The 21,220-nt window shown below is 70.5% G+C and carries 22 protein-coding genes and 3 pseudogenes; 5 read left to right on the forward strand and 20 right to left on the reverse strand.

Annotated elements, in window-relative coordinates; genetic code table 11:
• Positions 1-2: 2 nt before the first annotated feature.
• From BN971_RS17960 to BN971_RS17975, 4 genes are all read right to left on the reverse strand, one after another.
• Complete coding sequence (locus BN971_RS17960; RefSeq protein ID WP_085181187.1) at positions 3-566, reverse strand: ATP adenylyltransferase; 564 nt, start codon at positions 564-566, stop codon at positions 3-5.
• On the reverse strand, positions 563-2,557 hold the full coding sequence (gene thrS / locus BN971_RS17965; protein ID WP_090350413.1) for a threonine--tRNA ligase: 1,995 nt from the start codon (positions 2,555-2,557) through the stop codon (positions 563-565). Before thrS ends, BN971_RS17960 begins: the two co-directional genes overlap by 4 nt.
• 299 nt (positions 2,558-2,856) lie before the next feature.
• Positions 2,857-3,480 carry a PaaI family thioesterase gene (locus BN971_RS17970; RefSeq protein ID WP_085181189.1) on the reverse strand — a complete coding sequence of 208 codons (624 nt, stop codon included), beginning with the start codon at positions 3,478-3,480 and terminating at the stop codon, positions 2,857-2,859.
• A gap of 18 nt (positions 3,481-3,498) precedes the next feature.
• The gene (locus tag BN971_RS17975; protein WP_245836762.1) at positions 3,499-4,374 is read right to left on the reverse strand and encodes an aldo/keto reductase; all 876 of its coding nucleotides are present in this window, start codon (positions 4,372-4,374) and stop codon (positions 3,499-3,501) included.
• A 24-nt stretch (positions 4,375-4,398) separates the two neighbouring features.
• Here BN971_RS17975 and BN971_RS17980 point away from each other — a divergent pair, with 24 nt between their 5' ends.
• The gene (locus BN971_RS17980; RefSeq protein WP_085181355.1) at positions 4,399-4,899 is read left to right on the forward strand and encodes a DUF1990 domain-containing protein; all 501 of its coding nucleotides are present in this window, start codon (positions 4,399-4,401) and stop codon (positions 4,897-4,899) included.
• 177 nt (positions 4,900-5,076) lie between these two features.
• Here the strand turns inward: BN971_RS17980 and BN971_RS17985 are convergent, their stop codons facing one another.
• The 3 genes and pseudogenes from BN971_RS17985 to BN971_RS17995 all read right to left on the reverse strand — a co-directional run bounded on the left by BN971_RS17985 (position 5,077) and on the right by BN971_RS17995 (position 6,406).
• The gene (locus tag BN971_RS17985; RefSeq protein WP_085181190.1) at positions 5,077-5,418 is read right to left on the reverse strand and encodes a cupin domain-containing protein; all 342 of its coding nucleotides are present in this window, start codon (positions 5,416-5,418) and stop codon (positions 5,077-5,079) included.
• Positions 5,419-5,422: 4 nt separating this feature from the next.
• The gene (locus BN971_RS17990; RefSeq protein WP_085181191.1) at positions 5,423-5,854 is read right to left on the reverse strand and encodes a hypothetical protein; all 432 of its coding nucleotides are present in this window, start codon (positions 5,852-5,854) and stop codon (positions 5,423-5,425) included.
• A pseudogene (locus tag BN971_RS17995) lies at positions 5,851-6,406 on the reverse strand (helix-turn-helix transcriptional regulator). The gene BN971_RS17990 and the pseudogene BN971_RS17995 overlap by 4 nt, the downstream one beginning before the upstream one ends.
• Before the next feature lie 171 nt (positions 6,407-6,577).
• Between BN971_RS17995 and BN971_RS18000 the strand changes: the two are divergent.
• Complete coding sequence (locus BN971_RS18000) at positions 6,578-7,492, forward strand: universal stress protein (protein WP_085181193.1); 915 nt, start codon at positions 6,578-6,580, stop codon at positions 7,490-7,492.
• A gap of 4 nt (positions 7,493-7,496) precedes the next feature.
• Here BN971_RS18000 and BN971_RS18005 read toward each other — a convergent pair whose 3' ends face one another.
• The 3 genes from BN971_RS18005 to BN971_RS18015 all read right to left on the reverse strand — a co-directional run bounded on the left by BN971_RS18005 (position 7,497) and on the right by BN971_RS18015 (position 10,165).
• Positions 7,497-8,255 (reverse strand): GAF and ANTAR domain-containing protein, encoded by a 759-nt coding sequence (locus tag BN971_RS18005; protein ID WP_085181194.1) that lies wholly within the window; start codon positions 8,253-8,255, stop codon positions 7,497-7,499.
• 101 nt (positions 8,256-8,356) lie between these two features.
• Positions 8,357-9,529 (reverse strand): site-2 protease family protein, encoded by a 1,173-nt coding sequence (locus BN971_RS18010; RefSeq protein WP_090350481.1) that lies wholly within the window; start codon positions 9,527-9,529, stop codon positions 8,357-8,359.
• A 45-nt stretch (positions 9,530-9,574) separates the two neighbouring features.
• Positions 9,575-10,165, reverse strand: a complete 591-nt coding sequence (locus BN971_RS18015) for a hypothetical protein (protein ID WP_085181195.1) — start codon at positions 10,163-10,165, stop codon at positions 9,575-9,577.
• A 220-nt stretch (positions 10,166-10,385) separates the two neighbouring features.
• Here BN971_RS18015 and BN971_RS18020 point away from each other — a divergent pair, with 220 nt between their 5' ends.
• On the forward strand, positions 10,386-10,625 hold the full coding sequence (locus tag BN971_RS18020; RefSeq protein WP_085181196.1) for a hypothetical protein: 240 nt from the start codon (positions 10,386-10,388) through the stop codon (positions 10,623-10,625).
• 14 nt (positions 10,626-10,639) lie between these two features.
• Here BN971_RS18020 and BN971_RS18025 read toward each other — a convergent pair whose 3' ends face one another.
• Both BN971_RS18025 and BN971_RS18030 read right to left on the reverse strand, forming a co-directional pair.
• The gene (locus BN971_RS18025; RefSeq protein ID WP_085181197.1) at positions 10,640-12,034 is read right to left on the reverse strand and encodes a wax ester/triacylglycerol synthase family O-acyltransferase; all 1,395 of its coding nucleotides are present in this window, start codon (positions 12,032-12,034) and stop codon (positions 10,640-10,642) included.
• 11 nt (positions 12,035-12,045) lie between these two features.
• Complete coding sequence (locus tag BN971_RS18030; RefSeq protein WP_085181198.1) at positions 12,046-13,299, reverse strand: alpha/beta hydrolase family protein; 1,254 nt, start codon at positions 13,297-13,299, stop codon at positions 12,046-12,048.
• A gap of 228 nt (positions 13,300-13,527) precedes the next feature.
• Between BN971_RS18030 and BN971_RS18035 the strand changes: the two genes are divergently transcribed.
• Positions 13,528-13,797 (forward strand): hypothetical protein, encoded by a 270-nt coding sequence (locus BN971_RS18035; protein WP_085181199.1) that lies wholly within the window; start codon positions 13,528-13,530, stop codon positions 13,795-13,797.
• A gap of 6 nt (positions 13,798-13,803) precedes the next feature.
• Here BN971_RS18035 and BN971_RS18040 read toward each other — a convergent pair whose 3' ends face one another.
• Entirely contained in the window at positions 13,804-14,286 is a 483-nt protein-coding gene (locus BN971_RS18040; RefSeq protein WP_085181200.1) for a flavodoxin family protein, read from the reverse strand.
• A 64-nt stretch (positions 14,287-14,350) separates the two neighbouring features.
• Positions 14,351-15,343, reverse strand: coding sequence for an acetyltransferase Pat (gene pat, locus BN971_RS18045; RefSeq protein WP_085181201.1), 993 nt, complete (start codon positions 15,341-15,343; stop codon positions 14,351-14,353).
• Positions 15,344-15,492: 149 nt separating this feature from the next.
• Here pat and BN971_RS18050 point away from each other — a divergent pair.
• Positions 15,493-16,041 (forward strand): annotated as a pseudogene (locus tag BN971_RS18050) (long-chain fatty acid--CoA ligase); the annotation flags it as partial.
• Positions 16,042-16,102: 61 nt separating this feature from the next.
• Here the strand turns inward: BN971_RS18050 and BN971_RS18055 are convergent.
• The 6 genes and pseudogenes from BN971_RS18055 to BN971_RS18080 all read right to left on the reverse strand — a co-directional run bounded on the left by BN971_RS18055 (position 16,103) and on the right by BN971_RS18080 (position 20,999).
• Positions 16,103-16,906, reverse strand: a complete 804-nt coding sequence (locus tag BN971_RS18055; protein WP_085181202.1) for a ribosome hibernation promotion factor — start codon at positions 16,904-16,906, stop codon at positions 16,103-16,105.
• 87 nt (positions 16,907-16,993) lie between these two features.
• A pseudogene (locus BN971_RS18060) lies at positions 16,994-18,200 on the reverse strand (lyase family protein).
• On the reverse strand, positions 18,197-18,748 hold the full coding sequence (gene pcaG, locus BN971_RS18065) for a protocatechuate 3,4-dioxygenase subunit alpha (protein ID WP_085181204.1): 552 nt from the start codon (positions 18,746-18,748) through the stop codon (positions 18,197-18,199). The pseudogene BN971_RS18060 and the gene pcaG overlap by 4 nt, the downstream one beginning before the upstream one ends.
• Complete coding sequence (gene pcaH / locus BN971_RS18070; protein ID WP_090350415.1) at positions 18,741-19,499, reverse strand: protocatechuate 3,4-dioxygenase subunit beta; 759 nt, start codon at positions 19,497-19,499, stop codon at positions 18,741-18,743. The genes pcaG and pcaH overlap by 8 nt, the downstream gene beginning before the upstream one ends.
• A gap of 58 nt (positions 19,500-19,557) precedes the next feature.
• Positions 19,558-20,043, reverse strand: coding sequence for a hemerythrin domain-containing protein (locus BN971_RS18075; RefSeq protein ID WP_085181206.1), 486 nt, complete (start codon positions 20,041-20,043; stop codon positions 19,558-19,560).
• Positions 20,040-20,999: a Rieske (2Fe-2S) protein gene (locus tag BN971_RS18080; RefSeq protein ID WP_090350416.1), complete on the reverse strand. Its 960-nt coding sequence runs from the start codon at positions 20,997-20,999 to the stop codon at positions 20,040-20,042. Before BN971_RS18080 ends, BN971_RS18075 begins: the two co-directional genes overlap by 4 nt.
• Positions 21,000-21,220: the final 221 nt, after the last annotated feature.

Here is a 21,220-nt window from a genome sequence, read left to right on the forward strand (position 1 = left end):
GCTCATGACTGGTTCGCCCACTCGGTGGCCAGCAGCAGGCGGGTCTCGCGCAGCAGCTGCGGGATCACCTTCGAGCCGCCGATGATGGTGATGAAGTTGGCGTCACCGCCCCAGCGGGGCACGACGTGCACGTGCAGGTGCTCGGCCAGTGAGCCGCCCGCGGAGGTGCCCAAGTTCAGGCCGACGTTGAAGCCGTGCGGGCGCGACACCGCCTTGATCACCCGGATCGCCTTCTGGATGAAGGCCATCAGCTCGGCGCTTTCGGCCTCGGTCAGGTCCTCGAGCTCGGAGATCCGCCGATAAGGCACCACCATCAGGTGCCCAGGGTTGTACGGGTAGAGGTTGAGCACCGCGTAGACCAGCTCGCCGCGGGCGACCACCAGCCCCTCCTCGTCCGACATGCGCGGGATATCGGTGAACGGCTCGGCCGGTTCGGCGTTTTCGCGCTTCATCGGCGATTCGGCCAGGTACGTCATCCGGTAGGGCGTCCACAGCCGCTGTAGGTGATCGCGTTGCCCGACGCCGGTGTCGAGGATGGTCTCCTCGGTGCGATCCTGCTCGCTCACTGCCCCGCTACCTTCACGAGTTCGGCTGTGGGAACCGCGTTTTCACGGTCTTCGATCCACTTGACGACGGCGTCGACGGCGGCGTCGCGGGGCACCCCGTTGAGCTGCGAGCGGTCCCCGAAGCGGAAGCTGACCGCCCCCGCCTGCACGTCGCGGTCGCCGGCCAGCAGCATGAACGGCACCCGCTGGGCGGTGTGGTGGACGATCTTCTTCGCCATCCGGTCGTCGCTGGTGTCCACCTCCACCCGAACCCCGTGCGATTTCAGCTGCGCCGCAATCTCTTCCAGATATGCGACATGCTCGTCGGCGACCGGGATGCCGACCACCTGGACCGGGGCGAGCCACGCCGGGAAGGCGCCCGCGTAGTGCTCGGTCAGGATGCCGAAGAACCGCTCGATCGACCCGAACAGCGCCCGGTGGATCAGCACCGGCCGCCGCCGCGAGCCGTCGGCGGCCGTGTACTCCAGGTCGAACCGCTCCGGCATGTTGAAGTCGAGCTGAATGGTCGACATCTGCCAACTGCGCCCCAGCGCGTCCTTGACCTGCACCGAGATCTTGGGGCCGTAGAACGCCGCGCCGCCCGGATCGGGAACCAGCTGCAGACCGGAACTCTCGGCGACCTCGCGCAACACCTCGGTCGCTTCCTCCCACGCCTCGTCGGAGCCCACGTACTTATCGGGATCCTTCGTGGACAGCTCCAGGTAGAAGTCGTCAAGACCGTAGTCGGCCAGCAGGTCGAGCACGAACCGCAGCAGCGAGGCGAGCTCGTCGCGCATCTGCTCGGGAGCGCAGTAGATGTGCGCATCGTCCTGCGTCATGCCGCGCACCCGGGTCAGCCCGTGCACAACGCCCGACTTCTCATACCGGTACACGCTGCCGAACTCGAAGAGCCGCAACGGGAGTTCGCGGTAGGAGCGGCCACGGGACCGGTAGATCAGGTGGTGCATCGGGCAGTTCATCGGCTTGAGGTAGTAGTCCTGCCCCGGCTTGCGAACCGTGCCGTCCGGGTTGTACTCCGCGTCGATGTGCATCGGCGGGAACATGCCCTCGGCGTACCACTCGAGGTGGCCCGAGGTGACGTACAGCTGCTCCTTGGTGATGTGCGGGGTGTTGACGAACTGGTAGCCGGCCTCGGCATGCTTGCGCCGCGAGTAGTCCTCCAGCTCGGAGCGCACGATGCCGCCCCTGGGGTGGAAAACCGCCAGGCCGGAACCGATTTCGTCGGGGAAGCTGAACAGGTCCAGCTCGACACCGAGCTTGCGGTGGTCGCGGCGCTGGGCCTCTTCGATCAGCTCGAGGTGCCGGTCGAGGGCCTCCTGCGATTCCCACGCCGTGCCGTAGATGCGTTGCAGGCTGGCGTTCTGCTGGTCGCCGCGCCAGTAGGCCGCGGAGCTTCTCGTCAGCTTGAACGCCGGGATGTGCTTGGTGGTGGGGATGTGCGGACCCCGGCACAGGTCGCCCCAAACCCGTTCGCGGGTGCGGGGATTCAGGTTGTCGTAGGCGGTCAACTCGTCACCGCCGACCTCCATCACGTCGGGGTCGCCCGACTTGTCGTCGACGAGCTCGAGCTTGTAGGGCTCGTTCGCCAGCTCCTCGCGCGCCCGGTCCTTGGATTCGTAGACCCGGCGGTCGAACAGCTGGCCGTCCTTGACGATCTGGCGCATCCGCTTTTCGAGCTTGTCCAGATCCTCGGGCGTGAACGGCTCGGGCACGTCGAAGTCGTAGTAGAAGCCGTCGGTGATCGGCGGCCCGATGCCCAACTTGGCCTGGGGGAACAGGTCCTGCACGGCCTGGGCCAGCACGTGGGCGGTCGAATGCCGGATGACGCTGCGGCCCTCGTCGGTGTTGGCCGCCACCGGGACGACCTCGGTGTCCGCGTCGGGCACCCAGCTCAGGTCGCGCAGCTTGCCCTCGGCGTCGCGCACCACGACGATCGCGTCGGGGGTGCCGGCGGGCACCCGGATCGGGGCGGGGCGTGCGGGGGCGCTCATCGGGTGCGTCTCCAGGGTTTGGTCATGTGCGAACGAACCCGACCATGCTATCGGGGCGGACCCGCGACGGATGAGCGTGTGCGGGCCGGTGCGCCGACGGGCGTCACCACCGGCGAACCCCAGCAGCCCCACTGGCCTCCGGCACGGAAGGATCGTTCGTTCTGCCGCCTCATAGCGACTTTTGCGATCGAGGTTCGTGGTCGGTCGCGAGTTGTCGCTCGAAGGCGGGCAAAAACAGTGCCGCCCGGCGCGGATACCGATGAGGCCGGTGGGACCGAAGTGGCCCAGCGGTGGACTCGTCAGGGCTGGCCGGGCTTGAGCCGAACAAAAAGCGCGTCGGCCTCGGTCAGCAGGGTGTCACCGTCGGTCAGCCGCCCCGACACGAAGATCTTGCGCCCCTCCACCCGGTCCACGCCCGCGTCGAACCGCAACTCCCTTTCGATCGGCACGATCTGGCGGTAGTCGATCTTGAGGTAGGCCGTGCGTTGGCGACGGCTCCCGGTGAGGAGTACCGCCGCCAGCCCGAGCACCGTGTCGAACAGCATGCCCAGGCAGCCGCCGTGCACGGCGCCGTTGCGGCCAAGGTGATACCGGCCGAACCGGGCCCAGCCCTCGACCCGCCCGTCGTCGGTCTTCCGTGCCTTCATCGGCACCGTCAGTATGTTGCCGCGCATGGGCAGATCCATCCGGCGCCCCGACGGGGATTCCCACTCGTCGGCGTCGAACGGCGTCAGCAGTGCCGACACCTTCTCCAGCAGGTCGGCGGCCTCGGTGATCACCTCGTCGGGCGCGTCGACCGCGCGGGCGTGGTCCTGCATCTTGCGCACCGCGTCGATGAACCGGCCGTAGTCGGGTCCGCCCTTGGTGGTCGGTTCGGGAGGGTTGAATCCGCCGCCCGGGTGGCTGGCCTGTTCGCGGGTCACCCGGACACCGTATCCAGGTCAGACCGTCTTCTGACCTCCGGCGGTCGACAGGGCCTCGAACTCCTCGTCGCTCAGGGTGATCTGCGCGGCCGCGACGTTCTCCTCCAGGTGCGCCACGCTGGACGTGCCCGGGATGGGCAGCATCACCGGGGACCGCTTCAGCAGCCAGGCCAGGGCCAGCTGGGACGGCGTCGCGTCGTGGTCGGCGGCGATGCGCTGCAGCGGGCCGTCGGGCGCGGCCAGCGGCCCGGCGGCCAGCGGGAACCACGGGATGAAGCCGATGCCCTGGCGGGTCGCGGCGTCCAGCAACTTCTCGGCGCCGCGGGCGGCCAGGTTGTACATGTTCTGCACCGACACGATCTCGGTGATCCGCTGGGCCTCGGTGAGCTGGTCGACGTCGATCTCCGACAGCCCGATGTGGCGGATCTTTCCCTCGCCCTTGAGCGCGACCAGCTCCCCGACCTGATCGGCCAGCGGGAAATTCTTGTCAATGCGATGCAGCTGGAACAGGTCGATGGTGTCCACGCCGAGCCGGCGCAGGCTCAGCTCGCACTCCTGGCGCAGGTAGCTCGGGTTGCCCAGGGGGATCCAGACGTCCGGCCCTGTGCGCAGCAGCCCCGCCTTCGTCGCGATCACCAGCCCGTCATAGGGGTGCAGGGCCTCGCGGATGATCTCCTCGGAGAAGTAGGGGCCATACGAGTCGGCGGTGTCGATGAAGTTCACGCCGAGTTCGGCGGCGCGCCGCAGCACGCGCACGCACTCGTCGCGGTCGGCGGGCGGGCCCCACACGCCCTTCCCGGTGAGGCGCATGGCGCCGTAGCCGAGGCGGTTCACGGTCAGGTCGCCGCCGATGGTGAACGTTCCGGATGCTTGGGCAACAGTTTCAGTGGTCACACCTATAGACCGTACGCTGGGCACGTGGACCTGGAGAGGCTCGAGGAGCTGCCGCTGACGTATCCGGAGGTCGGGGCGACCGCCTCCGGGCAGCTGCCGGCCGGATACGGGCATTTGCACGTGGAGCGGGAAATCGGCCGGGGCAGAGAGCGTTTCGAGCGGGCCGCCGACGCCGTCATGCGCTGGGGCATGCAGCGCGGCGCGGGGCTGCGGGTGCGGGCCAGCTCCGACGTCGCCGCCGTCGACACCGTGGTGCAGGTGCGGATGGGTTTCCTGCCCGCGCCGTGCCGGGTCGTCTACGTCATCGACGAACCCGACATCCGCGGGTTCGGCTACGGCACGCTGCCCGGACACCCCGAATCCGGGGAGGAGCGCTTCGTGGTGCGCCACGACCCGGCCACCGACGCGGTGTTCGCCGAGGTGTCTGCGTTCTCCCGGCCCGCGACGTGGTGGAGCAAGGCGGCCCGGCCGGTGGTGGCGCTGGCCCAGCGGGTGATCGCCCGCCGCTACCTGCGCGGGGTGTGACGGGTCGACCCGACCCCGCGCGCCGGCCCCGGCGGGCGACACATAAACCTTTGCGAGGACACGCCGACCGGACTCGCGCTCATTTATGTCTCGACGCGACGGGCGCCAGCGCGTCGTCTAGCAGCACGGGCTCGGCGCGTATCACCCACTCGACCAGGGCGTCGACAGCACCGAACGCTAGGCCGCGGGAATGGTTTTGAACACGGTGAGCATGACCACCGAGTCCTCGACCGCGTGCAGGGCGTGGCGCTGCGCGGGGATCACGACGTAGTCGCCGGCCCGGCCGTCCCACGCCTCGTCGCCGGTCGTCAGCCGGACACTCCCCTGCAGCACCTGCAGGGTGGCCTCCCCCGGGCTGTCGTGCTCGGACAGGTCGTGACCGGCGAGCAGGGCCAGCACGGTCTGCCGGAGCTGATGGGTGTGACCCCCGTGGATGGTGTGCGCGGCGCGCCCGCTGTGCGACTGGCCGGCCTCGGCCAGCGCCCGCGCGGCGAGCTCCGTCAGCGAGATCGACTCCATGTGCTCAGCTCCTTCCGGTCAGCAGCACCGTGCCGGCCACCAACAGCGCGATCGCCTTGATCGCCTCCAGGCCGACGTAGAAGTAATGGGCGTGTGAGCGGGGGCCGGCATGTCCGGCGAGCACCGCGTCCGAGCGTCGCGTCAGGGCGGGGCGCACCGCGATCAACTGAATGGCCAGTGCCGCAACGGCGATCGAGCACGCCACGGTGGTCCACACCGGCGTCCGGGCGGCCACCACGACGGCCACGACGACGATCGCGAAGCAGGCCTCGACGGTGTTCAGCGCGCGAAAGACCAGGCGCCCGATGCCGAGCCCGATCTGCAGCGTCACATCGGGCGCGCGGAATTTGAGCGGGGCTTCCAGGAACGAGATGGCCAGCACCATGCCGAGCCAGACGAAAATGACCGCGACGCCGACCGCCGGTCCGGTGCTCACGCCGCCCCTCCTCGCGGCTTCAGGTGCACCAGGCACAGGTCCGGTTCGGCGAACGGTTCGAGCCGTTCGACGGTGACCGGCGCACCCCAGGCCTCGACGGCTCCCCGGATGATCCCGAGGTGCACCGGGCAGATGACGCTGGTGCGGTGTTCGGCGACCTCCAGGAACGGGCAGTGCCGCAGCCCGATCTGGTATTCGCCGCCGGCCTCCCGGCGCTGCGCGGCGAACCCCAGCTCGTCGAGGACGTCGACCAGGTGGTCGATGGTGTGGTCGACGGTGGGCGGCTGCCCCGGCGGCGGCCGCAGGGCGCCTTCCGGCGTGTTGGCCCGGCCCCTTGCGGCTCTGCTCGAACTGCTCGACCAGGCCGTCGCCCACCAGGCTGTCGAGGTGGAATCGGACGGTATTGGGATGCACGCCGAGCACGTCGGCGATCGCGATGATGCTCAACGGATCGGCCGACGCGCGCAGAACCTTCAGCACCTCGCGGCGGCGACCGGCGGGGTGCCGGCTCGACGCGGCCTGGGTCTTCACGCGGCGCTCACGCTCCTCAATGGTCGTCGTAAGGGTCGACCCCCGACTTTACCCAGGGGACCTTGTAAAAAGCCGTCCGACAACGGACTCCTGCCGATCCCGACTGTGACAAACGGCTCTGACGCGACGGGGCCGAGCCCAATAGCGTCATGCCTGAACCGGCCCGTCCACTCGATCAGCAAGGGACACAACATGTCATCGCAGCATGCAGCTTCGGGAATCGTCGTCGGCGTCGACGACTCGCCGGCGGCCCGGGAGGCGGTGCGGTGGGCGGCGCGGGAGGCCGAATTGCGCCAGCTCCCGCTGACGATCGTCCACGCCATCTCCCCCGAAGTCTCCAGCTGGCTGCGGACGCCGGTGCCCGCCGGCGTCCTGCGCTGGCAGCACGACCACGGGCGGCGGCTGGTCGACGAGGCGGTCAAGCTCGTCGAGCGGGGGTCCGCGCACGGCGGTCCGGCCGGGGTGCACACCGAGGTCGTCCCGGCAGCGGCGGCGGCCACGTTGATCGACCTGTCCAAGGACGCGGAGATGGTGGTCACGGGGGCGCAGGGCAGCGGCCGCTGGCCCGGCAGGCTGCTCGGTTCGGTCAGCTCGGGGCTGCTGCGGCACGCGCACTGCCCGGTCGCGGTCATCCACGAGCCCGACCCGGCGCCGCCGGCGAGTCAGGCGCCGGTGCTGGTCGGCGTCGACGGTTCCCCGGCGTCGGAGACGGCAACCGGGATCGCCTTCGACGAGGCCTCGCGGCGACGCGTCGGGCTGGTCGCCCTGCACTCGTGGAGCGACCTGGACGCCTCGGACCGGCCCGAGGGGGCCGGCGACGACGTCCCCGACACCGATTGGCCCGCAACACAAACCGTGGCCGAGCAGGTCCTGGCCGAGCGGTTGGCGGGGTGGCAGGAACAATATCCCGACGTCGCGGTCAGCCGCGTCGTCGTGCAGGCGCAGCCGGCGCGACAGCTCGTCGCGCAATCCGGGCAAGCGCAGCTGGTGGTGGTCGGCAGCCGCGGCCGCGGCGGATTCGCCGGGATGCTGGTCGGCTCGGTCAGCGAAACGGTGGCCCAGATGGCGCGGGTGCCGGTCATCGTGGCCCGCGACGCGCCGGCCTGACGAGTCAGGCGCCGCTGTCGGTCGCGGTCGACGCCCCGCCTTGCGCCGGCCCGGTGTCCAACTCCAGCCGCCCCTCCACCACTTGGCGCGCGACGTCGCTCAGCAACAGGTCCTTGGCGTGCGCGTGCGCGCGCAGCCGCGCCAACGCTTCCAGCGGCGAGACGCCCAGTTGCAGTGACACCATCTCGGCCGCCTGATGCACCTTGGCGTGCCACAGCACCGGGCCCAGGCTGTTGGCGTGCTCGACGTCGGGCGCCGTGGCGATCCCGCTGCGCGCGTCGAGCGTCAGCAGCAGGGCCGTGTCGGCGTAGATCAGGGCGTCCATCAGCTGGTCCTGGTCGAGGTGCCCGGGAGCGGCGTTGAAAAGGTCGAGGACGCCCACCTGGATGGCGCCCAGCGCCAGGGGAAGGCTGTACATCCCGGACACGCCGAACCGGCCCGCCTCGGAGGCGAACATCGGCCATCGGCTCATGCTCATCGGCGCGGTCAGGTCCCCGACCAGGATCGGCCGGCCCGACTGCAGCGCGTCGCTGCCCGGGCCCTGGCCCAGGGTCGCTTGCAGGTTCTCCACCTCGCCGACCCGCGAGTCCGTGACGTACACCGGCTGCAGCGCGTCGGTGCCCTCGGACACCATCAGGCCCGCGCCGGTCACGCCGACGGCCTCCACGCACGCCAGGCACGCGTGCTTCGGGGACAGGTAGCTGCCGTCACGCTTGGCCAGCAGGCCGATCGATTCCCATATCCGGGACGTCCGCGCACGCACCCGACGATCTTGACCCGCGCCGCGACCAGCGCAGAAGAGCCAAACGTCCCCTGTTAGTAGGACTAACGGACGACGAGCACCGAGCGCTCGGCCGCGCGCCGCTACCCGGCATTGGAATAACTCGCCTCGTCCGGTCCGTGCAGAGGGCCGGGGTGGGCGAGCCGGTAGACATCGACGAGCCGGGCCAGGTCGGTGGGCGTGACGATGCCGACCACCCGGGCGCCCTCGAACACCAGGGCGCGGCTGCGCGGGCCGGCCGCCGACATCCGCTCCAGCAGCGCGGTGAGCGGCTCCTGTGGCGCCGCGGTCGGCACCGCACTCAGCGGCAGGGCGATGTCGGCGACGCGGGTGGTGGCGCGCCGGGCGGCCGCGACGTCACGGAGCTGGGCCAGCGTGACCAGACCGACGATCGATCCGTCCGGATCGGTGACCGGGTACGCGGAGTGGCGGTGGCCGAGCACGAAACGCTGGATGAAGTCCTCGGCGCTGATCCACCCGGGGGCGGTGTGCGGCCCGGCGGTCATCGCGTCGGCGACCCGCACCCCGGCGAAGACCTGCCGGCTGGTGATCCGGTGCTCCTCCTCGCGACTGGCGGCGAAGATGAACCAGCCGATGAACGCCAGCCAGCCCCCTCCGATCCCCCCGCCCGCCACGAACTCGGCCAGCCCCAGGCCGATCAGGACGAACGCGACCACCCGACCGGCGTGCGCGGCGCCGATGCTGGCGCGCACGCTGTCGCCGTGCCGGCGCCACAGGATGGCGCGAAGTACCCGCCCGCCGTCCAGCGGCGCGCCGGGCAACAGGTTGAACAGCCCCAGCACCAAATTGATGACGCTGAGCCAGGACGCGACGCCCACCGCGATCGGGGCGGCCCGCACGGCGTGCAGCGCCGCGACCAGTCCCGCGAACGCCGCCGCCAGGGCGAGGCTGGTGGCCGGACCCGCGATCGCGATCCGGAAGGCCGATTTGGGGGTCTTGGCCTCGCCGCCGAGCGTGGTCACCCCGCCGAACAACCACAGCGTCACGTCCTTCACGGCCACACCCGAGCGCCGGGCGACGACGGCGTGCGCGAGCTCGTGGGCCAGCAGCGACGCCAGCAGCACCAGCGCGCCGCACGCCCCGGCCAGCCAATAGGCCCCCGGGGCGTACCCCTTGACGACGCCGGGGAGCGTGGTCGCCAGGCTCCACGTGAACAGCCACAGGATGACCAGAACGCTCCAATGGACACTCACCGGAAACCCGGCGACCCGCCCCAGCGGGATTGCATCGCGCACCTTCACACACCTCCAACCGTTAGGTTTTTCGGCTCGGGTCCCGCATCACCGGGTGCCGGCGGTGGGCTGCTCCGCGGACGAGGCCCACCGCGACGGCCGCTCCACCCGGTGCTTGATCCCCAGCAGCAGTCCCCGGGTGCCCAGCGCGATGCCGGGCCGGACGAGTTCTGCGAGGAACACCTCGCCCGGATGGCGCAGGGCGATCCGGGCGCGGGTGAGCAAGCGGACCCGGTCCTCCCAGTGCGGCTGAATGTGCAAGGACCACATGATATTCCAGCGATGGCCCGGGCGACCGGCGGTGAGCACCAGGTACTTCTCCGGGACGATCTCGGCGACCCGCAGGGTCAGCCCGTCCGGCAGCCGGCCCCCGGCGGCCGGGCGCACCTCGTCTCCCACCTCGAGGTCGCGCTCGCCCCGGCCCAACCGCACCAGCCAGGGCCAGACGGCGGACACCGGGGCGTCGACGTACACCGCCTCGGTCGTCTGGAGGGCGGGCTCGGCGATCAGCTCGTCACCGGGCATCGGCATCTGACACTCGGCCTTGGTCGCGCCCCAGTTGCGGTAATACCGCCGCGCCGCGTACAGCACCGCGAGGACCGCCGCCGCCCGCGTCATCCGTCTCGTCACGTTGGCCATGGCGCCAGTCTGGCGGCGCGGCCGACCCGCCCGACAGGGTCAATGGTCCCCGCCGCCCCGCCGATGTGCTCCGGTGGCGTTCCGCGCGCGGCGTTCACCCGTTCGACTCGTGCTTGATGACTTTGGGCCCTATCCGCAACACGTGCGTGACGGAATAATGGGTCCGTCTGACGTAATTTGGCTGCGGCGGTTACGGCTGAACGAAGGGATACGACGGCTGATGGGTGCTATCCCACCGTTATTGTTAACCGATTCCGATGTGGATGCCCTGGCTTCAGACTTCCTTCAATCCCGTTACGTGGACCCGATTTACGCCGACTGGTCGCCGGATCGACGCCTCGACACCTTCCTGCGGCGGCGGGGCCTCGCCCGGGTCGCCGACAACGGGGACCTTTCCGAGATCGTGCTGAACCGCGTGATGGTGCGGGTCGGTCGCGCCAGCCAGTTGGGCCGCGGGTAGCTCGTCCCCCGCGCTCAGACGCCGACGGCGGACTCCAGTTCGGCCAGCGACCGCTCGGTCAGCGGGATCAGGTCGTCGATGTCGGGCACCGCGTCGTCGCCGGCGGCGTAGCCGAATCCGATCCGGTCGGCGTACGAGCACGTCGTCACGTTCAGCGCCTGGCCGTCGTAGACGGTCGACACCGGGTACATCTCGTCGATGTGGGCGCCGTTCCAATACATTTCGGTCGTCGGGCCGGCGACGTGTGAGATCGGCACGTTGTATCCGGTCCGCGTCCGCGGGGTGAACGGCAGCATCGGCAGCAGCACCGTCGCGGCGATGCTCCCCGAGGCCGTGAGCAGCGAGGCGGCCGATCCGCGTTTGGCCACCCACTGCTTTCCCTCCGACATCGACCGGTGCACCAACTGCAAGCGGGCCAGCGGATCGTCCAGGTCGGTGCCCAGCGGGCACAGCCACAGGCCGAACATGTTGCCCTGGTCGTGATCCTCCGTGGTGCGTTCGCGGGAGCGCACCGTGATCGGGCAGGCGGCCACCAGCGACTGCTTGGGCAGTTCGCCGCGGTCGGCCAGCCAGCGGCGCAGCACACCGGCCACCGTCGCGGTCACCGCCTCGTTGGCGGTCACGCCGGCGGCCAGTTGCACGGCGCGGAAACGCTCCCTGGGCCAGCTGCCCGCCGAGACGGCGCGCCGCGGCCCGAGCCGACCGTTGAACCGGGTGTAGGGGGCGCCGAACGGCAGCACGGTGGTGTGCCCCACCAGCGTGTCAAGCACGGTCGAGATCTCGCCGCTGACCACGCGCCCGACCAGCCCGACGGCCGACGCCGCCGTCCCCAGCAGCGACCGCAACGGCGACACCAGGCCCGAGACCACACCGGCGGCCTCCCGCGGCGGCTCGGCATCATGGGGGTGCTCCGCGTAAAATGGCGGCATGGCACGGCGTTTCGGGTCGGTGCTCAGGGCGTCGGTGATCATCCGGAAGCCGGCGACACCGTCGACGACGGTGTGATGCACCTTGATGTAGAAGGCGAACCGGCCCCCGTCCAGGCCGTCGATCAGATAGGACGTCCACATCGGCCCGCGGCGGTCCAGCCGCTCGGCGTCCAATTCGCCGATCAGCCGCCAGAAGTCGCCGTCGGCCACCGTACGCCGGCCGCAGTGCCGGCTCAGGTCGATCGCCTCCGGTTCGCGCCAGACCCAGACCCCGCCGGTGTCGACCCCCCGGTGGGGGTACCGGCGCAGCCGCGGATCGATCGGATCGGCGCCCGAGATCGCCTCCCGGTGGAGCTTGTCGACGAAGTGCTTTCCGGCGCCCTTGGGCGGTGACAGGACGAGGACCGCCCCGACGTGCATCGGATTGGACACCAGCTCGGCGGTCATCATCGCCGCGTCCAGGGGATCGAGCGGTCTCATCTCGTGTCCCCCTACGCCGGGCGGTCGCGCGACGCCGACACCCCGTCCAGCAGGCCGGACTGCGCCAGCGCGGCCTCGACGAACCGCTGCACCGGCCGCGCCCGGAAGAATCCGGTGTGGCCCCCGGAATACCAGACGATTTCGGGCTTGCCCCAGTGCTCCCACAGGCGGACCACCTGTTCGCGGGGGTGCACGACCTGATCGGCGACGCCGGCGTAGATGAAGCGACCCCGTTGCGGCACCAGCGGGCGCAGCGACAACGGTGAGGTCATCTGCCCGATCCGCGCGGCGATCTCCATGGTGTGGCGGCGCGGGTCGTCGGAACCCAGCCCGGAGTGCCGGCCCAGCAACCCGACCAGGTCGGCGACCGGGACGCCCAGGATGGCGCAGGTGAGGCCCCGTTCCAGGCCGGCGAGCAGCCCGGCGATGTAGCCGCCCATCGACAGGCCGTACAACCCGATCTGCGACTCCGGCTCCTCACTGCGAATCCAGGACAGCAGCCGACGGATGTCCCACACCGCCTGGGCGGTCGCGTGCACGTCGTCCAGCACGTCTTCCCCCGGGAACACCGCCGCCTTCGGCAGGTGGCGCGCCCGCGGCCCGTGCATCGGCAGCACGGGCATGACCACGTTCAGGCCGAGCACCTCGTGCAACCGCCACGCCCGGAATATGGCGAGATCCATTGCGGCGCGACCCATTTCTGTCCCGTGCACGCACACCAGCCACGGCCGCGGTTGCGGGTGCCGGAGCAACAGCGCGTACTCGCGTTCGTTGGCGGTGTACCCCATGTACCGCTGGGCGCCGGGTTCGCCGCGGCGCGGCCGGTACCCGCTGTCGAAGAAGATCCGGTACAGCGAGGGTTTGCCACCCTTGGGCTTTCGCACGGAGACCTCGGAAAGCTTCGGGGGCGCGGCGAAGAACCGCTTCGGGTTGTCCAGCCAGCCCCGGGCGCCGTAGAACTCCACGGCGGCGGCTACCTCGCGCGAGATGCGCTCGAACGCCTCGGGCCGGCTGACCGGGCGGCGGGCCTTGAGCCCGATCAGGACGATCTCGTCGCGGAAGGCCTGCGCCGCCAGGGCCAGGGTGGGCCGGGCCAGCGGGAGCCCGCCCGGCTCCTGGTCGCGGTATTCCCGCCACGACTGGGCCACGTATTGGCCGGTGTTCGTGAAGGGCTTGACGGCGTTGCCGAGGCCGGCCACGCCGGGTGGGCTCGGCAGCGAAACCCCGCGGCCGTGCAACTCCTGGTCGCCGGTGGCTGCTGGCATCCTGGCAAGCTAGCAGCAACCCGGAACGCCATGTTAGGGACTTACGTCCCGCTGCCGACCGCGAAAGTCCTTGGAAGGCACGTCGAGCTTTTCGGCGCCAAATGATCGGTTGCGGAGGGACTTTAGGCACTCGTGCCAACCCCGTGGACGACGTAGCGTTCGAATCGGCAACGTGGCCGCTTGGTGACGCGATATGCAGCGTCATACCACCACAATTGAGGAGTGACAGTGACACAGACACCGGAAAAGGCCGAGTCGCGCTGGGCGGAACTGTCTGACGAGGTGCTCGAATCGGTAGAGGCGAGCCGTAAGCAAGCCATCGAATCCGTCCGTAAGTTCGTCGACCAGGTGACCGGCGACATTCCCGACGAGGCGAAGCGGAAGAACGTCATCGACGCCGCCCTGGACCTGACCGAGGAACTGGTCACCGGGCGGATCGAGTTTTTCCGCAGCGTGGTGCGCAGCGCCGGCCAGGCGGTGGGCGGAAAACAGTCGTAACCGCGCTCACGTAGCGGGCGCCGACGGCGCCACCTGCCGGCGAAGGTCTTCGGCGAACGCCGCGGCCCGGTCGAGGTCACGGTCGTTCGGCCGCCCCCTGTTGATCCCGCCGACGAAGCCGAACGGCCCCACCGTGTCGAACCCGCGGCACGAGAACGAACCGCACAGCTCGAAACCTTTGTCGCCCAGGGGCTTCCGGATCGGCTTGGTGTAGTCCAGCAACGGAACCTCGCGGGCGCCGCTGGTGAAGAACGTGAACGCGCGCACGCCCTCGACGGCGGGGAGGCGGCCGATCAGCCGCCGTATCCTCGCGTCGAAGGCCATGTAGTAGATGCCCGACCCGAAGCCGACGAGGTCGTAGTCGCGCAGCTTGTCGGGTTCGACGGACTCTGGGTCGACGACCTCGGCGCCGAGCACCGCGGCCATCCGATCGGCGACGCGGCGGGTATTGCCGTGTGATTTGGACACGCAGACGATGAGCGACTTCATGCGAACAATGCTGCGGGGGCCCCCTGCCGCCCGGTAAGGGGCGTTCGTCACTTCTCGCGTCGCGTCAGTCGAACGCGTGGATCACCTGGCGGGCCACGCGCTCGATCCGGCGGCGCAGACCGGGGCGAAGCGGCAGGTCGGCGAATTGCGGGATCTCCCCCGTGGTCACCACCACGCCGGGTTCCTCGTGCTCCCAGCGGGCGTGCACCTTGTCGCCGAGCGCGCGGGCGGGCGGGTTGTCGGCCAGCACCTGGGCATGGAATCGCTTGATGCCGTCCACCCGCGCCGCGACCGCCAGCGCACCGAGCAGCAGCGTCCCGATGCCCCGCCCCTGATAGGCGTCGGCGACCGTGAGCGCCACCTCCGCCGAGGCGGGATCGTCCACGTCGCGGATGAAGCGCGCGTCGGCGACGACCGGGCCGTCCCAGCCGTCGGAGCCGTCCAGGACCACCCACACGAAGTGGTCGATGTAGTCGACTTCGAACAGGTAGACCAGCCGCGCCTGGCTCGGGGTGCCGCCCTGGTAGCGCAGGTAAAGCGTCTCCCGGGAGAACGACCCGTTGCCGCTGAACCGCGCCGCGTCACCGGGCAGCACCGGGCGCAGCAGCAGCCTGGCGCCGTCGGTGGTCGACACCTCGATGGGCACGACGTAGGCGGCCAGCCGCTGACGCGCGGTGCGCACCATCCGTTCGGCGACCGCCGGCATGGCCAGCATGCGGTCGAAGGCGCTGCTGTGGCCCCGGTAGCCGCGGACGTCGTCCTTCGCGGTCACTGTCGCGGTCCTGGGCGAGTGCCGCAGCAAAGCGATTTCGCCGATGATCGTTCCCGGCGAGAGCTCCACGGTTGCCCCCTGGCCGCGCGGGCCGGTGTGGTGGATCTCCACGCGCCCGGACGCGATGATCGCGAACGAGTCCGCCTGTTCGCCCTGCCGCATCAAAACCTCGCCGGCGGCCGCGCGCAACGGCTCCAGGTCCGGGGCCAGCGCCGCGAGGTCTTCCGCACCGATACCGGAGAACACTTCCAGCGCCGCGAGATCCGTTGCGCTGACGGCGTTCATGTCGATCCACCCCCGCCCCGGTGATGCGCAGCCACCCGACGTACGGTACGCGACCCGACGGGCCTTCACCCGCCGAGCCGGTCGGCGGCGGCGCGCGGAGGACCGCGGAGGACATTTGTCTGGCCCGGCCGGTTGATGAACGAGGCCGCCCGGGCGTGATGACCGGCTACCACGACCTGCCGGACGCCACCGCCGAGGCGCTCGACGCCGACGGCTGGTTCCACACCGGCGACATCGGCGAGATCGACGCCGACGGCTTCCTGCGGATCACCGACCGCAAGAAGGACATGTTCAAGACCTCGCAGGGCAAGTACGTTGCGCCGTCGGCGATCGACGCGAAGTTCAAGGGGTTGTGCCCGTACGTGAGCGAGCTGGTGGTCTACGGCGAGGGCAAGCCCTACTGTGTCGCGCTGGTCAGCCTGGACACCGAGGCGATCACCGAGTGGGCCGCCCGCAACGGCCTGGCGGGCAAGTCGTTCGCCGAGGTCGCGCACGACGCGAAGACCGAAGAGTTGATCGCCGGATACGTCGACGCCCTCAACGCCGAACTGAATCGCTGGGAGCAGGTCAAGAAGTTCACCATCGCCGACCGCGAATTCACCGTGGAGTCAGGCGATCTCACGCCCAGCATGAAACTCAAGCGCAAGGTCGTGATCGAGAAGTTCGCCGAGCCGCTTTCGGCGCTGTACGAGAAGTGAAAGCGACGGTCCCGGATGGGGGGGTTTTCCGGGACCGCCGCGGCTTCGGTGTGGTGTGGACTCAGCTTGCCGGCGTGATCAGACCGTAGTGGCCATCGTAGCGGTGATACAGCACGCTTCCCCGGCCATGGGCGCTGTCGACGAAGAACAGGAACGGCAGGCCGAGCGCGTTGATCCGGTCGATCGCCTCGTCGACGGTGAGCCGCGGCGCCGGCCGCGGGCTGATGGTCAGCGGCATCTCGAACGGGGCGAGCTCCTCGGCGCGTTCCGGGTCGGGGAGCGCCAGGCGGTATTCGGTCGGCCCCTCGCGGTAGAGCACGCTGTCCTGCCGCGTCCCCGCCTCGGTGAAGAGGTGGAAGTCGTAGTCCAGCGCCTCCATGTCCACCGCGGCCTCCTCGACCGTGCAGGCCGGCAGGCCGTAGGACTTGTGCCGCATGATGCGGCGCTCGCTTTCCGGCCGGGGAAAGTAACCGGGCCGGTCGGTGGCCTCGGACTGGTGGCGCCACTCCTGTGGAGCCGGCCGGGGCAGACCTCCCCGTCTGGCTTCCCAGTGTTGGGCGCAGCGCTCCAAACGATGCCGCAGCCGCGCCTCGAGCCGGTCGATCGCTTCCCGCGCGGTCACGCCTTCCACCTGCGCGCGGACCAGCCGGCCGTTGACGTCGAGGTTCGCCTGCGCGAGCACCCTGCGGGCCACCGCCGGATCGCCGTGCAGGCTCAACCTGACATGGGCGTCGAGCACGGGCTCGTGGGTGAGCCGACCGAGCTCGCCGATCTTGGTCCGCGCGTAGTCCTCCGCACCGGGCAGCTGCCCATGGGTCGTCACCCGGACGTCAAATGCGACGGGTAAATCGGATCTTTGTCCCATGGTTAGTTGCTACCCCGTCCCCAAATCGTCGCCCTAGGGCCGAAAGTCACACCGGAAGCTGCCCAGGGGCACATCCGCGCGGCGTCGCTACCGAACGGAGTGCGATTGATCACCGTCGGCGGTGGCCACCAGCCGCGGGAGTGTCAGCCGGGCGCGGTCAAGGCTGTGGTCGATCAGCCGGTCGACGGCGCCCAGGTAGTCCGGCGACGGCGGCCTTCCCGCCAACTCGGCGATCGCGCGCTGTTCGCCGAGTACGTCGGTGGCGGCCAGGTTCTCGGCCATCCGCGACGCGTGCACCGTCAACCCCGACAGCAGTTCGCCGCACTGCGAGCCGGCGACGACGGTGCGCCGCGCCAGGATGCGCAAGGTGTCCCATTCGGCGTGCCAGGCGCCGTCGGGCCGTTCGTCGTGCGCCAGCGCCGCCGCGGTGTGCAGCGTCGCCGCCAGCTGCGGCGCCGAGAGGGCGGCCCGCCGGATCAGGATGGACAGCACCGGATTGCGCTTATGCGGCATCGACGAAGAGCCGCCGCGGTTCTCCCCGGCCGGCTCGCCGAGTTCGCCGATCTCGGGACGGGCCAGTGTGACGACGTCCGAGGCGATGCGGCCCCAGGAGTCGGTGCAGCACACGAGGGCGTCGGCGGCGGCGGTCACCGGCGTCCGCGTGGTGTGCCACGGCGGGCGGACGGCGAGCCCCAGGGTGGCCGCGGCCCCGCGGGCCAGGCGTTCGGACACGTCGGCCGCGTCGGGGGCTTCGGTGCGCAGCGCCACCAATTCCGTTGCGGCGGCGCGTGTCCCGACGGCGCCGCCGAACTGGGCCGGGGTGGCCACGGCGGCCAGGCGCTCGGCGGCGTCGACGACTCCGTCCAGCCAGCCGGCCGCCTTGGCGCCGAAGGTGGTCGGCGCCGCATGCTGGGTGAGGGTGCGGGCCACCATCGGCGTGCCCCGGTGCACGGCCACCAGCCCGGTCAGCGCCAGGAGCTGTTCGGCCACAAGGCGATTGAGGTGATCGACAACTCCGCGCACCCCGAGCATCAGGGCGGTGTCCAGGACGTCCTGGCTGGTGAGCCCGCGGTGGATCCAGGGTGCGACGGCCGGGGCGGCCCGCCGCCGCAGCAGCGCCGCCAGCCCGATGACAGGGTTGCCGCCGTCCTCCGCGCCGACCGCCAGCGACTCGGCGTCGGCGTCGGTCAGCCGCCAGCCAGGCCGATTCGACCGCGACCATGGACCGCAGCAGTGCCCGGTCGCTCATCTGCTCGCCGGCCCGGTGGTCCCCCGGCCACAGCAGGTTCGTCATGGCCCGTCGTCCCGGTACGCCAGGAATACCGTCTCGCCGGGCCCCTGCAGGTGGATATCGAAACGGTATGTTGCGCAATCGCGTTCGGCGACGCACAGCAAGGTCGGCCGGCGCGCGGGCTCGACGGCGGCCAAGGCCGGGTCGGCGCCGGGATCCGCGCCGGGCAGGTACGCGCGGGTGAACAACCGGTTCAGCAGGCCCCGGGCGAAGACGGCGAGCGAGAAGAACGGCGGCCCCCCGCGCACGGAGCCGGGCGGCACCGTGGTGAAGCCGTAGGCCCCGGCCGCGTCGGTCGCCGACCGGCCCCAGCCGCCGAACGCCACGCCGTCGCCGCGCATTCCGGGCCGCGCTGGGATGCGGCCGTCGGTGTCGGGCTGCCACAGCTCCACCAGCGCGTCGGGGACCCCGTTGCCGGCGCCGTCGTAGACCGTCCCACGCAACCGGATGGCGCCCGGACACCCGGGGGACGCCAGGTCGGTCCGGGGGGCGAGTCCCAGCGCGAAGAAGGGACCCACCGTTTGCCCTGGGGTGCAGCCGAATTCAGTCATCGTCTTCGGTCCACGTGCGGCCGCCGCCCGACACCACGATGTCCCACCGGTAGCCGGTGGCGTATTCCGGCTCGGTGACGGCGTGGTCATAGCGCGCGATCAGTCGTCGGCGCGCGTCGGGGTCGAGGACCGACTTGAAGATCGGGTCCAGGTCCAGCAGCGGGTCACCCGGAAAGTACATCTGGGTGACCAGGCGCTGGGTGAACGCGGTTCCGAACACCGAGAAGTGGATGTGCGCCGGGCGCCACGCGTTGCGGTGGTTACGCCACGGGTACGGGCCGGGCTTGACGGTCAGGAAGCGGAAGGACCCGTCGCGCCCGGTGAGGCAGCGCCCGGCGCCGGTGAAGTTCGGATCCAGGGGCGCCGGGTGCGCGTCGCGCTCGTGGCGGTAGCGCCCGGCGGCGTTGGCCTGCCAGACCTCGACCAGCTGGCCGGTCACCGGTCGGCCCGCCCGGTCGACCAGCCGTCCGGTGACGATGACGCGCTCCCCGATCGATTCTCCGGGATGGCCGGCGGTGAGGTCGGCGTCGCGGGGATGAACGTCGTCGCTGCCGAAGCAGGGCGACCGGCGTTCGAGCTCCTCGGGGTCGACGAGCAGCGGGGGGCGCGTGGGGTGGCGCAGCGCGCTGCTGCGGTACGGCGGGTAGTCCAGCCTCGGCTGGGCATCCGCGCCCTCGGGCCGGTGATCGGCGGCGATCGCTGCGATCTCCGCCGCGATGTTCACCAGCGACACGACATCGTCGGAGTTCATGTGCCGTGAGGCTACTCTCGATCGCGCCGCTGTCCCCGCAAGCCGGGGGGCGTCGTCGTTACAGGGCGCGCACGAGCGCGGCGCGGCCCCGGGTGCTGAGCCTGTGCAGCGCGGAGCTGCGGCACTGCTCCATCTTCGCCGCCATCTTGTTGCCCAGCTCCTCGAGCTCGGCGTCGGTGAGCCGCACCTCGGGAGGCGCCGGGATCAGGTCGCGTTCCTCCTCGTCGGCGTGGGCCTCCAGCACGGTCTTGAAGGAGTTCCACTCGTCCTCGTAGCCGGGGTTGCTCTGCGGGGTCCGCAGGAGCACCGAAAGCTGGTCGATCACCTGGCGGTGTTCGGCGTGCGCGACCGCGATCAGCTTTGCCGCGTCCTTGAGCGCCGGGTAGTACAGGTCGTCCTCGATGCGGAAGTGGATGTCGAGCTCGACCAGCATCTCGTCGAAAAGGTCGTGGCGCTCTTGGGAATCCACCGGGGCCGCGCTGATCTTGCGGCCCAGGCCCTTGATCACGATGTGGTGCTCTTTGAGCACGTCGTAGGCGTTCACTTGGTTATCCCTCTCTGTCCGCCCAGGACGGGTGCACGCTCCCCGCGGACCTCGACCATCCCGTTGACCAACCTCGCCTCGTAGCACGGCAGCGGAGCCGCCGAAGGGCCACGCACCACCTGACCGGAGTCGGCGGCGAACCAGGAGCCGTGCCACGGGCAGACGAGCCGACCGCGGTCGACCCAGCCGTCCTCCATCGGGGCCGCCAGGTGCGGACAGAACTCGCCGAACGCCGCGACCTCGCCGGGCTTGGTCTGGCACACCACAAGCCCCACCCCGTCGACCTCAACCCGGACCGGTTTGCCGTTCAGCGAGCTGGCCGCCAGCACGGGCGTCCACTGCGTGGTGCGCAGCCGCTCGCCCGACTGGTCGATTCCGATGCCGGACTCGAACACCAGCGCACCGCCGAGGTAGCTGCCGGCGACGGTTATCCCGTAGCCGAGGGCCGTCAGTGCGATCCCCCGGCCGTGGCGGCCCCGGCGGCGCTCCCACCACGAGCGGGCGTACAGGGCGGTCGCGGCCAGGTTGACCAGGCCGTGCACGGCGCCGACCCGGCGCGCCTCCTGGTGGGTGTGCTGCCAGTCGGTGACGCCGGTGACGGCCGCGCCGACGCTGGCCAGGATGCCGACCCCTAAGGCGCGGGTCGCGAACCGCGAGGCGTCGCGGACCTCACCGGCGGGCTGGCCGGGCAGCAGGCTGATCGCGTCCAGCGCGACCGTGGTGCCGAGCGCCCCGCTGGTCAGCGACGCCAGCGGCGGGGGCACCGGGGGCCCCCCCCAGACGCCGTTGAGCGCGTTGGTGACGGCGTTGCGCGCGCCGCCCAGGGCGTTGAAGCCGAAGCTGAGCAGGTGCTCGAATCGATAGCTGGGCCGATCCAGCCATTCCTGGCGCCCGATGGCGGACAGGACCTGCGGGCCGAGTTTCCGCAAGCCACCCCGCCGTGCCGCACCGACCATGTCATCAACCCTTCCCGCCGTGAAACACCCCGACCCTTGGTTGAGCGCATACCCGTTGATTGGCGGCTCACGCGCGAGCCGCCCGATCGATAACGCTAGCCGCGGTGGCGCACCAGGTGCGGCGGGGCCTGTGAATTAGCACAAAGGTGACTTGTAAAAACCTGGCGGCGCGAGAAGCGGGATGGTTGACCACCGCAGTGCGCTGCGGGATTCTCATGAGC

Origin of the sequence: Mycobacterium bohemicum DSM 44277, assembly GCF_001053185.1 — a bacterium.
In the GTDB taxonomy this organism is placed as follows: Bacteria; Actinomycetota; Actinomycetes; order Mycobacteriales; family Mycobacteriaceae; genus Mycobacterium; species Mycobacterium bohemicum.